The organism is Pseudomonas sp. RGM2987, assembly GCF_022952855.1.
Classification (GTDB): domain Bacteria; phylum Pseudomonadota; class Gammaproteobacteria; order Pseudomonadales; family Pseudomonadaceae; genus Aquipseudomonas.
The window spans coordinates 36,093-50,178 of sequence record NZ_JALJDX010000201.1 but is presented as its reverse complement, the minus strand read 5'-3'; the positions used below and the strand labels follow the sequence as shown (position 1 = coordinate 50,178).

General features: G+C 61.4%; 13 protein-coding genes. 4 read left to right on the top strand and 9 right to left on the bottom strand.

Going from position 1 to position 14,086, the window contains the following annotated elements:
• Positions 1-69: 69 nt before the first annotated feature.
• On the bottom strand, positions 70-819 hold the full coding sequence (locus tag RGM2987_RS15915; RefSeq protein ID WP_245142906.1) for a TerC family protein: 750 nt from the start codon (positions 817-819) through the stop codon (positions 70-72).
• 26 nt (positions 820-845) lie between these two features.
• A complete protein-coding gene (locus RGM2987_RS15910; RefSeq protein ID WP_245142904.1) occupies positions 846-1,097 on the bottom strand; it encodes a hypothetical protein in 252 nt (83 codons plus the stop codon).
• 136 nt (positions 1,098-1,233) lie between these two features.
• Between RGM2987_RS15910 and nhaR the strand changes: the two genes are divergently transcribed.
• The gene (gene nhaR, locus RGM2987_RS15905; protein ID WP_245142900.1) at positions 1,234-2,130 is read left to right on the top strand and encodes a transcriptional activator NhaR; all 897 of its coding nucleotides are present in this window, start codon (positions 1,234-1,236) and stop codon (positions 2,128-2,130) included.
• Here the strand turns inward: nhaR and RGM2987_RS15900 are convergent.
• Positions 2,127-3,287 carry an MFS transporter gene (locus RGM2987_RS15900; protein ID WP_245142897.1) on the bottom strand — a complete coding sequence of 387 codons (1,161 nt, stop codon included), beginning with the start codon at positions 3,285-3,287 and terminating at the stop codon, positions 2,127-2,129. The two genes, nhaR and RGM2987_RS15900, sit on opposite strands and share 4 nt — an antisense overlap.
• Before the next feature lie 277 nt (positions 3,288-3,564).
• Between RGM2987_RS15900 and sstT the strand changes: the two genes are divergently transcribed.
• Positions 3,565-4,797 carry a serine/threonine transporter SstT gene (gene sstT / locus RGM2987_RS15895; RefSeq protein ID WP_245142894.1) on the top strand — a complete coding sequence of 411 codons (1,233 nt, stop codon included), beginning with the start codon at positions 3,565-3,567 and terminating at the stop codon, positions 4,795-4,797.
• 389 nt (positions 4,798-5,186) lie between these two features.
• Here sstT and RGM2987_RS15890 read toward each other — a convergent pair whose 3' ends face one another.
• Positions 5,187-5,696 (bottom strand): DUF1993 domain-containing protein, encoded by a 510-nt coding sequence (locus RGM2987_RS15890; protein WP_245142892.1) that lies wholly within the window; start codon positions 5,694-5,696, stop codon positions 5,187-5,189.
• A gap of 129 nt (positions 5,697-5,825) precedes the next feature.
• Here RGM2987_RS15890 and RGM2987_RS15885 point away from each other — a divergent pair, with 129 nt between their 5' ends.
• Positions 5,826-6,473, top strand: a complete 648-nt coding sequence (locus tag RGM2987_RS15885) for a DUF480 domain-containing protein (RefSeq protein WP_245142889.1) — start codon at positions 5,826-5,828, stop codon at positions 6,471-6,473.
• Positions 6,474-6,476: 3 nt separating this feature from the next.
• Here the strand turns inward: RGM2987_RS15885 and RGM2987_RS15880 are convergent, their stop codons facing one another.
• A complete protein-coding gene (locus RGM2987_RS15880; RefSeq protein ID WP_245142887.1) occupies positions 6,477-7,298 on the bottom strand; it encodes a shikimate 5-dehydrogenase in 822 nt (273 codons plus the stop codon).
• Positions 7,299-7,476: 178 nt separating this feature from the next.
• On the opposite strand from RGM2987_RS15880, the gene RGM2987_RS15875 reads away from it, so the two are divergent.
• The gene (locus RGM2987_RS15875; protein WP_245142885.1) at positions 7,477-7,830 is read left to right on the top strand and encodes a hypothetical protein; all 354 of its coding nucleotides are present in this window, start codon (positions 7,477-7,479) and stop codon (positions 7,828-7,830) included.
• A gap of 227 nt (positions 7,831-8,057) precedes the next feature.
• On the opposite strand, the gene RGM2987_RS15870 is transcribed toward RGM2987_RS15875, so the two are convergent.
• The 4 genes from RGM2987_RS15870 to RGM2987_RS15855 form a co-directional block, all read right to left on the bottom strand.
• On the bottom strand, positions 8,058-9,581 hold the full coding sequence (locus RGM2987_RS15870) for a nucleobase:cation symporter-2 family protein (RefSeq protein ID WP_245142883.1): 1,524 nt from the start codon (positions 9,579-9,581) through the stop codon (positions 8,058-8,060).
• A 109-nt stretch (positions 9,582-9,690) separates the two neighbouring features.
• Positions 9,691-10,518, bottom strand: coding sequence for an arylamine N-acetyltransferase (locus RGM2987_RS15865; protein ID WP_245142880.1), 828 nt, complete (start codon positions 10,516-10,518; stop codon positions 9,691-9,693).
• Positions 10,519-10,622: 104 nt separating this feature from the next.
• Complete coding sequence (xth, locus tag RGM2987_RS15860; protein WP_245142877.1) at positions 10,623-11,417, bottom strand: exodeoxyribonuclease III; 795 nt, start codon at positions 11,415-11,417, stop codon at positions 10,623-10,625.
• Between the two features lie 69 nt (positions 11,418-11,486).
• A complete protein-coding gene (locus RGM2987_RS15855; RefSeq protein ID WP_245142875.1) occupies positions 11,487-14,063 on the bottom strand; it encodes an EAL domain-containing protein in 2,577 nt (858 codons plus the stop codon).
• Positions 14,064-14,086: the final 23 nt, after the last annotated feature.

The window sequence follows — 14,086 nt, the reverse complement described above, 5'->3', positions numbered from 1 at the left end:
ACCCTTTATCCAGATCGAAAAAAACCGCCCGGGCATCGACCCGGGCGGCTTCTGTCTGTCTGCCTGAAATCAGGCGTTGTCAGCCAACGCCTTCTGCTTGGCACGGCGCGACAGCATGTTCAGCACTTCGATTGCCGCCGAGAACGCCATGGCCGCGTAGATGTAGCCCTTAGGCACGTGGGCACCGAAACCTTCGGCGATCAGCGTCATGCCGATCATGATCAGGAAGCCCAGGGCCAACATCACCACCGTCGGGTTATCGTTGATGAACTTGGCCAACGGCTCAGCAGCCAGCAGCATCACCAGGACCGATACCACCACGGCGATGATCATGATCGGCAGGTGCTCGGTCATGCCCACCGCGGTAATAATGCTGTCGATGGAAAACACCAGGTCGAGCATCAGGATCTGACTGATAGCGGCGGCAAAGCCCAGGGTCACGCCGGAAGTGGCGGTCTTCGGGTCATTCGGCGCAGGGTCCATGCTGTGGTGGATTTCAGTGGTGGCTTTCCACAGCAGGAACAGGCCGCCGGCAATCAGGATCATGTCTTTCCAGGAAAACGCCTGGCCCAGGATTTCGATCACAGGCTCGGTCAGCTGCACGATGAAGGCAATGGTGCTCAACAAGCCCAGGCGCAGGATCAATGCCATGCCGATACCGATACGCCGCGCCTTGGCGCGATGCTGTTCGGGCAGTTTGTTGGTCAGGATCGAGATGAAGATCAGGTTGTCGATGCCGAGCACGATTTCCATGACGACCAGGGTAGCCAAGGCAATCCACGCGGTGGGGCTGGCGGCGAGCTGTAAAAGATAATCCATGGGTCAGTCCTGACTGATGTGGCGCGTTAAAGGGTTTTGGTGGAGGGTTCGGATTCGTCAGCCTCGTCCGCCGGCTTTTTCCCGGGCTTGATCAACCCGCCGGTGGCTTCGCTGAGGGCTTGCTCGGCAGCCTTATGGGTGTCATCGATGGCCTGCTTGGCGGTTTCGGCCGCCTGCCCCATCAGTTGCTGGGCACTTTTCTCGGCTTGGTCGCAGCCTGCCAGGGTCATCGAAGACATCGCCAGCAAAGCGGCAAGTCCGAGGGATTTGTAGGTCATGAGTAGCTACCTCTCAGCGCGAGTAAGAGCCTTATAAGACGGCCCATCAATGACTCGGCATTCTAGAGAGCAGAATACTTCAGGAAAATTCGTATTTTTAGCGGTTATACTTCGGTTTTTACGAATATGTGACCCCATGCTCAATTACCGGCAGTTGCATTACTTTTGGGTGGTGGCAAAGACAGGCAGCATCGTGCGGGCCTGCGAGCAACTGAATCTGACCCCGCAAACCATCAGCGGACAGATTTCCCTGTTCGAGCAGACCTATAACATCAAATTGTTTCGTCGTGTCGGGCGGCAGTTGGAGCTGACCGAAGCCGGCCGACAGACGCTGCCCTACGCCGAACACATGTTCCAACTGGGCGGCGAACTGGAGCTGATGCTGCGGGCCCAGCCCAACGAGCAACAGACCCTGTTCCGGGTCGGGGTGGCGGACGTGGTCCCCAAGTCCATCGTCTATCGACTGTTGGCGCCGACCATGGAATTGAGCGAGCCGCTGCGCATCACCTGCCGCGAGGACAAGCTGGAACGGTTGCTGGCGGACCTGGCAATCCAGCGTCTGGACCTGGTGATTTCCGACAGCCCGATGCCAAGCCACCTGGACATCAAGGGCTACAGCCAGAAGCTGGGAGAATGCGGGATCAGCTTTTTTGCCACCGACGCACTGGCCGAACGCTACGGGCAGGGTTTTCCCACCGGCCTGCATGACGCCCCGCTGTTGATTCCCGGGCCGGAAACGGTGGTAGGCAGCCGCCTGCAACGCTGGTTCGCCGAGCAGCAGATTCAGCCCCGTATCGTGGGTGAGTTCGACGACAGTGCCTTGATGCAGGCGTTCGGTCAGTCAGGCAGCGGAATCTTCATTGGCCCCAGCGTGATCGCCGAAGAGGTGAAGCGCCAATACGGCGTCGAGGTGATCGGCCAGACCGACGCCGTACGCGAGTCTTTCTACGCCATCTCGGTGGAACGCAAGGTCAGCCACCCAGGCATCGTGGCGATTGCCGAAGGGGCGCGTCGCGAACTGTTCAGCGCCTAGCCCTCCATGCAGGTCGCACGGGGCTTGAAGGTCATCAGCAACAACGCCAGCAGGATCGACACCAGGATGAACCCCGCCGCGGCGAAACCGACGCTGCCAAGGCCCAGGGTATCGATCACCCGGCCACCGACCATCGCCCCCAGGCCGATCCCCAGGTTGGCACCGGCGATGTTCAACGAGGCGGCAAACGCCGGCGCCTCGGGAGCTGCCTTCATCAACCGCACATGGCTGACCAGAAATAACGCCGCCTGGGTCACGCCCCAGATTCCCATCGCTGCCGCCAGCCCGAGGGCCGAATGGATGCTCGGCACCAACGCCACCATGCCGCCGATCATGAACAGGCAGAACACCATCGACGCAATCAACGGATGCCGGTCCACCGCGCGTCCGCCCAGGGAGTTACCCACCAATCCCACGGCGCCGAAGCCCATCAGGCACCAGCCCACCAGCGTGCCATCGAACCCGGCAAGGCGCTCGAGGATATCCGCCAGGTAGGTGTAGGCGGTGAACATGCCGCTGAAGACCAGGATCGACAACAACACGTGACCTTGCATCAGCGGGCTGCGCAGGATCTTCAATTGCGAACGCAAGCTCACCTGATGCTGGTGCAGGTTGGTTTTCGGCAAATAGATGAACAGCAGCAACGCCTTGGCGAAGGCGATGACCGCCAGGATCGCAAAAGCGCTGCGCCAGCCGAACGCATCGGAGATCAGCGTGCCCACCGGGATGCCGAATACCGTTGCGCAGACGATGCCAAAGCCGATCCGGGCGATGGCACGGCCGGCGTACTCGGGGCCGACAATATCCACGGCCGTTTCACTGGCGAGCGCCCAGAACACCGGCAGGCCAAGGGCCGGAACCAACCGGGCAATCGCCATCACCCAGATGTTGGGCGCGAACGTCGCCAGCAGATTGGCGAGCCCGAACATTACCAGCACGCTGATAAACAACTTGCGCCGCTCGAAGCGAGCGAAGAAAGCCGTCAGGAACGGGCCGAACGCCGCCACTGTGAACGCGAACAACGTCACCAGCAGCCCGGCCTGCGGAATGCTGACCTGCAAGTCGCGAGCGATGGAAGGCAGCAGGCCGACGATGATGAATTCCGTAGTCAGCACCGTGAAGCCAGCGGCCGACAACAGGAAAATGGGTAACAACATGCAAAACTCCAGCAAAACGACAACACCAGCGTTCTAGCCCTGAGGCCCGCTGGCGGAAGATAAGTGAGAAGGACACAGCCTAACAGAATGCCAGCGCCGGACAAAAGCGCTCAAACATCCGGGTGACGTATCGTCACAGGTCCGTCAGATCTTTTACCGGGCTGTGGTAAAGTCCGCGCCCTGCAAACGCCGTACTTCCCCCCGGTCCGCTCATGTGGCCTGCCCGCTTGTTGCCCTGATTCGCAGACCGTCGCACACAATAAATCGAGATGCCGCTATGACTGCTTCCTCCCCTTCTCTTTTTCAACGCCTCAAACGCACCGGCCTGGTGACGCAGATCGTCATCGGCCTGGTCATCGGCATTGCCCTGGCCTGGCTGGCGCCCGAGGTGGCGAAGTCCAGCGCCTTCATCGGCAAGGTCTTTGTATCCGCGCTCAAGGCCGTGGCACCGATCCTGGTCTTCGTGCTGGTGATGGCGTCGATTGCCAACCACAAGCACGGCCAGGAAACCCACATCCGGCCGATCCTGTTCCTGTATCTGCTGGGTACTTTCGCCGCGGCCGTGGTCGCGGTCGTGGCCAGCACGCTGTTTCCGTCCAGCCTGGTGCTGTCGACCCATGATGTGGCCGTCACCGCTCCCGGTGGCATCAGCGAAGTGCTGCAAAGCCTGCTGCTCAGCGTGGTGGATAACCCGGTACGGGCGCTGATCGACGGTAACTTCATCGGCATCCTGGCCTGGGCCATCGGCATGGGCATTGCCATCCGTCACGCTGGCGAGACCACGCGCACCGTGCTGGGGGATCTGTCCGAGGGCGTGACCGTGCTCGTACGCCTGGTCATCAGCTTCGCCCCGCTGGGAATTTTCGGTTTGGTAGCCTCGACTCTCGCCACCTCTGGCTTCGGCGCCCTGCTCGGCTACCTGCAACTGCTCACCGTGCTGATCGGCTGCATGCTGTTCGTCGCGCTGGTGGTCAACCCGTTGATCGTGTTCTGGAAGTTGCGTCGCAACCCGTTCCCGCTGGTATTCACTTGCTTGCGCGAGAGCGGCATCACCGCGTTCTTCACCCGCAGTTCGGCGGCGAACATCCCGGTGAACCTGGCACTGAGCAAGCGCCTGGGCCTGCACGAAGACACCTACTCGGTATCCATCCCGTTGGGCGCAACCATCAACATGGCCGGCGCCGCCATCACCATCACCGTGCTGACCCTCGCGGCGGTGCACACCCTGGGCATCGCGGTGGACGTGCCGACGGCCGTGCTGCTGAGCGTGGTCGCAGCCATCTGCGCCTGCGGTGCCTCCGGCGTGGCCGGTGGTTCGCTGTTGCTGATTCCGCTGGCGTGCAGCCTGTTCGGCATACCCAGCGAAATCGCCATGCAAGTGGTCGCGGTGGGGTTCATCATCGGTGTTTTGCAAGACTCGGCGGAGACGGCGTTGAACTCGTCCACCGATGTGTTGTTCACCGCAGCGGCTTGCCTGGGTGAGGAACAGAGACTCACACGTACGGCTTAATGACCGCGTCGCCTGTACCGACCTCATCGCGAACAAGCTCGCGCTCCCACAGGTAACGCTGTTTACTTAAGGGCATCGCTGAACCCGTGGCGAGGGAGCTTGCTCCCGCTTGAGTGCGAAGCGCTCACAAAAAAAGGGCTGCTGCGCAGCCCAGCGGGAGCAAGCCCCCTCGCCACGAGGAGTTCATACGCATTAAGAGAACCGCATTGCGCTCCCACAGGGGATTTATGGTGGATGCGGATCCTGTGACCACCCACGAACCCCTGTGGGAGCGAGCTTGCTCCGGGCGGCGATCCGACGATGACGGCGGTACATTCACCGACAATGCCACAGACAAAAAGAAGCCCGGAACGGCGTAAACCGTTCCGGGCTTTTTTACATCGGCGTGATCAGAACGCGCCCATGTAATCCCGCTTGCCCACTTCCACGCCGTTGTGACGCAGCAAGGCGTAGGTGGTGGTGACGTGGAAGAAGAACTGCGGCAGGCCGTAGGTCAACAGGTAGTTCTGGCCGGTGAAGCGTTTTTCCTTCGGCGTGCCCGGACGGGTGACGATTTCGATGCCTTCCTTGCCATCGATCTGCGCCGGGCTGATGCCTTCGATGAAAGCCAGTACCTTGGCGATCAGCGCTTGCAGGTCGGCGAAGGTGGTTTCGCTGTCTTCATACTTTGGCACTTCGATTTCAGCCAGACGCGCCGAAACACCTTTGGCGAAGTCCACGGCAATCTGCACCTGGCGCACCAGCGGGAACATGTCCGGGTACAGGCGCGCTTGCAGGAAAGCGTTCGGCTCGATGTTCTTCGCGGTGGCGTGGGCTTCGGCCTTGTTCAGCACGTCGCTCAGGGCGTTGAGCATCTGTTTGAAGACCGGAACGGAGGCAGCGTACAGGGAAATAGTCATGGCAATCTCATGCAGGTGGCAGGAAAGGACAATCGAACGGAGGCGATTATAGCCACGGCTGATTGCACAGCTTGTCTTTTATTGCGCAAGGATTAGGCTAGGCGGCTTCCATAGCATAGGGAACGCGCGATGAGCATCGAAGAACAAAGCCAGGCTGCCGAACCACGGCTCAACAGCACGGAAATCCGCATCCTGGGCGCCCTGGTCGAAAAGCAGGCGACCAATCCCGAGACCTACCCGCTGACCCTCAACGCCCTGGTGCTGGCCTGCAACCAGAAGACCAGCCGCGAACCGGTGATGAACCTCAACCCGGGCCAGGTCGGCCAAAGCCTGCGGGCGCTGGAAGGTCGCGGTTTTACCCGACTGGTGATGGGCAGCCGCGCCGACCGCTGGGAACATCGGATCGACAAGGCCCTGGAGCTCGTGCCGGCCCAGATGATCCTCATGGGCTTGCTGTTCCTGCGTGGCCCGCAGACGATCAATGAGCTGCTGACCCGTAGCGGTCGGATGCACGACTTCGAAGATGCCGAACAAGTGGTGCATCAGCTTGAACGGTTGATTGCCCGCGGATTGGCGCTACTGGTGCCGCGCCAGGCCGGCCAGCGTGAAGACCGCTATGTGCACGCCATGGGCGACCCGGCGGACATCGAAGCGATCCTTGCCGCCCGCCACCAACCCACCGAGCGCCATGCCGGCGGTGGCGTCTCGCTCGAGCGCTTCGAAGAGCTCGAAGCGCGGATTGCCGCTCTGGAAGAGCGGCTGGCGCGGCTGGAATAGCCCCTACGCAGGCCGGGCAAACGCCACGGCTTTTTCGAACTGTTCCAGGCTGGGGCGCACGCCGGTGTACAACACGAACTGCTCCAGGGCCTGGATCGCAATCACTTCCAGCCCGGTGATAAGCCGCTTGCCTTCGGCCCGGGCGCGCACGATCAGCGGTGTTTCCGGCGGGATCGCCACCACGTCGAACACCGTTTGGGCCGCGACGATGGCTTCGGGGGCAAATGCCAGGTGATCGGCCTCCGGCCCGCCGGTCATGCCGATTGGCGTGACGTTGATCAGCATCCGGGGCCGCGCGTCCCCCAGCTCGGCTTGCCATTCGTAACCCAGGGACTTGGCCAGGGCCCGTCCGGTGGTTTCGTTGCGGGCCACGATCAAGCCGTTCTGGTAGCCACCATCGCGCAGGGCACTCGCCACGGCCTTGGCCATGCCACCGCTGCCGCGCAGGGCAAAGCTTGCGTCCTTGGGTACTGCGTGGGTTTCGAGCAACTGCGCAACAGCGATGTAATCGGTGTTGTAGGCCTTCAAATGGCCGTTGGTGTTGACAATGGTGTTGATGGACTGGATGGCCGCGGCAGAAGGATCCAGCTCGTCGACCAGAGCGATGCAGGCTTCCTTGAACGGCATCGACACCCCGCAGCCGCGAATGCCCAGGGCGCGAATACCCCGGACTGCGCCTGGCAGGTCCTGGCTGCTGAAGGCCTTGTAGTAGAAATTCAGGCCCATCTGCTCATACAAGTGATTATGAAACCGCAGGCCGAAATTGCCGGGACGCCCCGAGAGCGACATGCACAGCTGCGTGTCTTTGTTGGGATTGATTTGCATGTTGGTTCCTTGCGTTCACTTTCAGACAGACGGAAGCACCGCCCCCGCAGACCTTACACAATATTTACCCAACGGCGTCGCAAATCCTGTGAAAATCGCTGTCATAGCAAGTAACCCCGCGACCCTCATCGGGTCTGTTGCAGACCACAGGCGCCGGGGCCGGAACGAGGAACAAGCCATGAAGCGTAAACTTCCCTTAATCGCCCTGCTCGTGGGGGCACTCGCGGTCACCGGCCAGGCATCCGCCCATGGCCGTGGTGGTTGGGAGGGGCCCGCCGTGTTTGGCGCCATCGTCGGTTCGGCCATCGTCGGCTCAGCCATCATCAACCGTGATCGGCCGGTGTATGTGCAGCAACAACCGGTCTACGTCCAGCCGCAGCCGGTCTATGTGCAGCAACCACCGCCGGTCTACTACCAGCCGCAGCCGGTGTACGTGGAGCAACCGATCTACTACCGCCCGGCGCCGGTGTATTACGGACCACCACGGGGCTATTACTACGGCCCGCCACGTGGGCATTACGGCCGCTGGTAACTGGAACGAAAAAAGCAGCCTGTGATCGAGATCACAGGCTGCTTTTTTATTGAGGCGCCAAAAAACCTGTGGAAACACTGATGTTTGTCGACACTGCAAATCCCCTGTGGGAGCGGGCTTGCTCGCGAAGTCGTTGGGTCAGCCAACGATGATGTCGACTGACACGCCCTCTTCGCGAGCAAGCCCGCTCCCACAGGGATTTTGCAGCATCTGCCTACGGGTACCGATCAGACATGCTCGCTACTCTTCAACCGTACCGGGGCTGGGTCGGCCGATGCATGGGCGGCAGGGTCGGTCACCACGGGGATCTCATTGCCGTCGCAGTCGTGCAGCTTACCGTCACTGAAGTAATCGCCTTCGCGCAGCGCCGCCAGGTCCTGGTAGCGCAGCACCCGTTCGGTGCCGGCGGCAAAGACCGACTGCTGGTCGGAGTTGCCGGCGGTGAAGTGGTTGAACGCCAGGTTCAGTACGATGGCCATGATCGCCGAGGAACTGATGCCCGAATGGAAAATCGTCGCGAACCAGCTCGGGAAGTGATCATAGAAGTTCGGCGCAGCGATGGGGATCATGCCGAAACCGATGGAAGTGGCGACGATGATCAGGTTGACGTTGTTGCGGTAATCGACCTTCGACAGGGTCCGGATGCCGCTGGCGGCCACTGTGCCGAACAGCACGATACCGGCGCCGCCGAGCACCGAGGTGGGGACGGCCGCAATCACCCGCCCCATGAACGGCAGTAGCCCAAGCACCACCAGGAACACCCCGCCGGTCGCCACCACGAAACGACTCTTGATCCCGGTCACCGCCACCAGTCCGACATTCTGGGCGAAGGCACTCTGGGTGAACGAGCCGAAAATCGGCGCGATCATGCTCGACAGCATGTCGGCGCGCAGGCCGTTGCCCAGGCGCCGGGAATCGACCTTGGTGTCGATGATCTCGCCCACGGCCAGGATATCGGCAGAGGTTTCCACCAACGTCACCATGATCACGATGCACATCGACAGGATCGCGGCGATGTGGAAAGTCGGCATGCCGAAATGGAACGGTGTCGGGAAGCCGAACATCGGCCCCTGGCTGACCGAGGAGAAATCCGCCATGCCGAGGAACACCGCGATGACCGTGCCGATGACCATCGCCAGCAGGATCGACAGCCGGGAAATGGTCGCGCTGCCCAACTTGCTCAGCAACAGCACCAACACCAGGGTCACCGCCGCCAGGCCGATGTTCGCCATGCTGCCGAAATCGGCGGCATGGCTGTTACCGCCCATTGCCCAGCGGGCGGCCACCGGCATCAGGGTCAAGCCAATGGTGGTGATGACAATGCCAGTGACCAGGGGCGGGAAGAACCGGGTGATCCGCGAGAAAACCGGTGTGATCAACAGACCAATCAGGGATGCGGCGACTACCGCGCCAAGGATGGCCTGGAAACCGCCCTCCCCTGCGGTGCCGACAATTGCCACCATGGTCGCAACGCCCGAAAACGACACACCCTGGACCAAGGGCAGCTGGCAGCCGAAGAACGGCAGGCCAAGGGTTTGCAACAACGTCGCCAGGCCTCCCGCGAACAATGACGCCGCAATCAGCAGACCGATGTCCGCCGATGACAGACCGGCCGCCTGGCCGATGATCAACGGCACCGCGACGATGCCTCCGTACATGGTCAACACATGCTGCAGGCCGTAAGCCATATTCGCGCCGACGCCGAGGTTTTCATCCTCGGGCCGTGGGAGTGAAACATGGGGCATTTTCATGGTTCGGAGTTTCCCTGGTTTTTGTTATGCGCACACTGTATTCAAAACTAAAGACAAATGTCTATAGAGTTGTATACAACTTATAGCGCAACGTATCGTGAACAGGGACTTACGCTGCCACCAACAAATGCTCAACCGCCGGCCGTAGCAGCTCGCGTGGCGGCACGCGCAAGCCAAACTCGGTTTCAAGCAAGTCAATCAACGCATCCGCGTTGGTGATCGTTCGACGTTCGCTCTCCTGCCCCATCCGATGCAATGCAAAACTGTTGCCATTAAGCGTCTTGCGCAAGCCGTCACCGGTCCGGGCCACCATCAAACGGCCCATGAACGGCGACTCAGGATGGTTGCTGACGTACCAGTTGCCGACGATGTAGTCGATGTCCTCCTGGCGTTGCAGGTCAAACAGATACATCGGCCGCCACTCGCCGGCGACGTTGGCGCGCAGCAGGTAGCCGTCCGCCTGGCTGTCGATGCGATACGCCTCGTGAGGGGTGGATTGGCTGTCACGGCTGTCCAGCAGCAGCGGCGCGGTAGGCACCATGCCACCAAAGCCGACATCGGTGATGTAGCGCACGCCGTCGAATGTCACCAGGCTGAGACGGTGGGTCCGGGCTGGCCAAGCGCCTTCGGGCGCATTCATCACCACCCGTCCGCTGATGCCCCGGGCGTCGAAACCCAGCTCCAGCAACAGCGCCAGGAACAGCTGGTTGAGTTCATAACAGTAGCCGCCACGGCCCTGCTCGAAGACCTTTCGCTCCACTGATGCAAGGTCGATGGGCACCGGTTGGCCCAGCAAGGTCGAGAGGGTTTCAAACGGAAACTCGGCGGTATGGCGCCATTGAAGCTGGCGCAACGTCTCGAGAGTGGGCGGTGGTGGTGCGTCGAAACCCAGGCGCCGCAGATAGCGGGCCGTATCGCTCAGTCTGGAATCGCTCATGAGGGTGTCCTTCCCTGATCGGTGCAGCGCAACGAAGCGCGCGGCTGTCGGGCAGGTATAAGGCATTCCTCATTTACAGACAATAATGGCCGGGCGCTGCTCCGTTACCGCCGTTTGCGCGATGCCAGCCGGATCCAGGTCGGCGCATGGTCGCTGGGATGGGGTTGGTTCCTGACCCAGGCGTCGACGCCTGCCTCGCTCAAGTAAGGACTGGCTGCCGGGTTGAGCAACAGGTGATCGATACGCAGCCCGGAATTTTTCTGCCAGTGCTGGCGGAAGTAATCCCAGAAGGTGTAGATCCGCTCGTCCGGATACAGGTGACGCAGCGAATCGGTCCAGCCCTGATCCAGCAAGCGCTGGTAGCACTCGCGGCTTTCGGGCTGTAACAGCGCGTCCTTGAGCCAGGAGCGCGGGTTGTAGATGTCCATGTCGGTGGGCACCACGTTGTAGTCACCGGCCAGTACCACGGGATGATCGCTGGCCTGCAAATCCTTGGCATAATCGATCAAGCGCTCGAACCACGCCAGCTTGTAGTCGAACTTGGGGCCGGGCTGCGGATTGCCATTAGGCAGGTACAGACATCCCACCAGCACACCATGCACCGCGGCTTCCAGGTAGCGACTGTGGCTGTCGTCTTCGCCACCCGGCAAGCCGCGACGGCTCTCCAGCGGTTGCGCATCCCGCGCCAGGATGGCGACACCGTTCCACGACGCTTGCCCATGCCAGATCGACCCATAGCCCACTGACTCCAGCTCCGCTGCGGGGAAATCCTTGTCCGTCGCCTTGAGCTCCTGTAAGCAGGCAATGTCCGGCTGTTCGCGCTCCAGCCATTCCAGCAGGTTGGGCAGCCGGGCCCGGATGCCATTGATATTGAAGGTTGCGATGCGCAGGTTTTTCATGGGCCAGAACTCGAAATGCCAGGACACTAGCTGTGACCGACAACCGCTCGCAGTGGTTGCAACGGCTATTCAGGAACCGGTCTTCAACAAGGGGCGAGCGCTCTCCAGCAACTGCGCGAAGGCTTGTTTGTCGATAGGCCGGCTGAGGAAATAGCCCTGCACCTCGTGACATTGGTCAGAGTCCAACGAACCGAGCTGCGCCAGGGTTTCCACGCCTTCGGCGGTGACGGTCAGGCCCATGGCCTTGCCCAGGTTGATGATCGCCTGTACCACGGCGCGATCGTTGCTGCTGTTGCTCATCGACGCGATGAAACGCTTGTCGATCTTGATGCCGTCAAACGGATAGGTGCGCAGGTAACCCAGGGACGAATAACCGGTGCCGAAGTCGTCCATGTTCAAACGCACGCCTAGCTCCTTGAGGTCATTCATGACCTGGAGCGCCCCGTCCACATCGTTGAGCATCACGTTCTCGGTGATCTCCAACTCCAGGCGGCTCGCCGGGAACCGGGTTTCGATCAGCGCCTGGCGCACGTCGGCGACCACATCACTGCGCTCGAATTGGGCAGGCGACAGGTTGACCGAGACCATCAGTTCCCCGGGCCAGGTCAGCGCGGTTTCGCAGGCCTCGCGCAACACCCAATGGGAAAGCGGGACGATCAGGTCGGTCTGCTCGGCCAGCGGAATAAAGGCATCGGGGCCCAGCAGGCCCTGGGTCGGATGTTCCCAGCGCACGAGCGCCTCGACGGCCACGATCTCCCGGCCGTCAACTTTGTAGCGCGGCTGGAAATGCAGGACGAACTCATTATTCTTCACCGCCTGGCGCAAGTCGCTTTCCAGTTGCCGGCGATGCTGGATCTGATCGTTCATCTGCGAGGCGAAATAGCACCAGGTCTTCTTGCCCTCGGACTTGGCCTGGTACAAGGCAATGTCGGCACAACGGATCAACTCGCCGGGGACATAACCCTGGCGCCGGCTCACCGCAATGCCGATGCTGGCACCGATGTGCAACGAATGGGTTTCGTAATGGATCGGTTGCTGCAAGCTTTCGATCAGCCGCGCGCAGAACCGGTCGATTTCGGTGGTGCTCTCCATGCCGTTGAGTACCACCACGAATTCGTCGCCGCCCAGGCGCGCCACCAGGTCCTGCTCGCGGGTGCTGTCGCGCAGGCGCTGGGCCACTTCCAGCAGGACCGCATCGCCCGCCGGGTGCCCGAGAGAATCGTTGATCGGCTTGAAGTTATCCAGGTCCACCATCAGTAGGGTCAAGGGCGCCGAATGTTCCTTGGCCAGCAACGCATCGTCGAGATGTCGCGCCAGTTTGTTGCGGTTCGGCAGGCCGGTCAGCGCATCGTGCAACGACAGATGCTGGACCTGGGCATGAGCCGCCACTTCGTCGGTGATGTCGCTGGCGGTGCCGCGATAGCCCACCACCGCAGCCTTGTCGTAGATCGGGCGGGCCGACACCCGGCAGAAGCGCAACTGCCCGGAATAGTCGCGGTAGGAACAGCGCAGGTTGCCCGTACTCTGCTCTTCGGTCAGCTTGCCCAGCCAATGGACAATCGGCGTCGTGTCGCAATACAGCAACTGCTCGATGTCCTGCCCCAGCCATTGCTGGTCGGAGAACCCGGTGACGGTGTTGAAGCGCCCCGACAGATAAGTGATGCGTTGTTCGCCGTCGATTTCCCAGATCCAGTCGGACGCCGCCTCGGCCACGGCGCGGAAACGCTCTTCGCTGGCTTCCAGGGCCTGGGTCGACATTTGCAGCCGGTCGTAACTGGCATCCACGTGGCGGGCGGTGCGCAAGGCGTAGCGGAAAAAGTAAGCGGTCAGCAACGCCAGAATCAACAGCGCGCCCCCCAACGGCGGCAGCAACGACCAGAGCAGTTGATGCCCCGGCTGCTGCAAATGGGACACCAGGCTGTAACCGGTGCTGTCCAGGGGTACAGCGGGCTGGCCGGGCGCCAATTCCGTGTCTTTCTTCAGGCTCAGGTCAGTCAGGCCATAGCTTCTACCCAGCTTGCGCAGCTTCACTGGCGTCAGCTGGTCGACGAACAGCAGGACCGAAGTGCCTCTGGCGTCGACCCGGGGGCGCTCGTCATTGGGCAGGATGACCGACGCGGTGACGATGGCCGGCCAGCCCTTGAACAAGGTGTAGCTGATCACCGGCTGCGTCAGGTCGGCTTGCGCCCGGAGCTTGTCCACCAGCGCCTGAAGCGGCGTGTCGATGTAGTTCGCCGCATCGCCCTGGACGTTCTGCCCAAGCACCACGGCGTACTTGGTGCGCTCGCGGTCGATGACAAACACCCCCTCGTAGCCGTCCTTGGTGAACAGGGTCTTGCCCATGTTCTGGTCGGCATAGGCCCACTGCACATCGACTTCGCCATTGAGGTGCTCGTAGGCGGTGGTCCAATAGGTGTAGCTGGCGATGTAATTTTTCGAGGCGGTGATGCGATTCTCGAGGGCGCGCTCGGTATAGAAGAGGGTCTTGCGCACGTCCTCTTCGTCGAGCTTTTGCGCAATGTTGAACAGCGCGGCCACCGCTACCAGCAGGCCCAGTAGAAACATCCCGCCGAACGCCGCCACCAGGCGGCGAGTAATCGGTGTGTGACGCGCAGGGGTTGAAGGGGTATCGGCAGCGCAATCCATTTGGCCTGCTCCTGTCCTGGAAT

Excerpts from the sequence above, each read along its gene's own strand:
- RGM2987_RS15915 (WP_245142906.1), bottom strand. The coding sequence starts at position 819 with ATGGATTATCTTTTACAGCTCGCCGCCAGCCCCACCGCGTGGATTGCC.
- RGM2987_RS15910 (WP_245142904.1), bottom strand. The coding sequence starts at position 1,097 with ATGACCTACAAATCCCTCGGACTTGCCGCTTTGCTGGCGATGTCTTCG.
- nhaR (WP_245142900.1), top strand. The coding sequence starts at position 1,234 with ATGCTCAATTACCGGCAGTTGCATTACTTTTGGGTGGTGGCAAAGACA.
- RGM2987_RS15900 (WP_245142897.1), bottom strand. The coding sequence starts at position 3,287 with ATGTTGTTACCCATTTTCCTGTTGTCGGCCGCTGGCTTCACGGTGCTG.
- sstT (WP_245142894.1), top strand. The coding sequence starts at position 3,565 with ATGACTGCTTCCTCCCCTTCTCTTTTTCAACGCCTCAAACGCACCGGC.
- RGM2987_RS15890 (WP_245142892.1), bottom strand. The coding sequence starts at position 5,696 with ATGACTATTTCCCTGTACGCTGCCTCCGTTCCGGTCTTCAAACAGATG.
- RGM2987_RS15885 (WP_245142889.1), top strand. The coding sequence starts at position 5,826 with ATGAGCATCGAAGAACAAAGCCAGGCTGCCGAACCACGGCTCAACAGC.
- RGM2987_RS15880 (WP_245142887.1), bottom strand. The coding sequence starts at position 7,298 with ATGCAAATCAATCCCAACAAAGACACGCAGCTGTGCATGTCGCTCTCG.
- RGM2987_RS15875 (WP_245142885.1), top strand. The coding sequence starts at position 7,477 with ATGAAGCGTAAACTTCCCTTAATCGCCCTGCTCGTGGGGGCACTCGCG.
- RGM2987_RS15870 (WP_245142883.1), bottom strand. The coding sequence starts at position 9,581 with ATGAAAATGCCCCATGTTTCACTCCCACGGCCCGAGGATGAAAACCTC.
- RGM2987_RS15865 (WP_245142880.1), bottom strand. The coding sequence starts at position 10,518 with ATGAGCGATTCCAGACTGAGCGATACGGCCCGCTATCTGCGGCGCCTG.
- xth (WP_245142877.1), bottom strand. The coding sequence starts at position 11,417 with ATGAAAAACCTGCGCATCGCAACCTTCAATATCAATGGCATCCGGGCC.
- RGM2987_RS15855 (WP_245142875.1), bottom strand. The coding sequence starts at position 14,063 with ATGGATTGCGCTGCCGATACCCCTTCAACCCCTGCGCGTCACACACCG.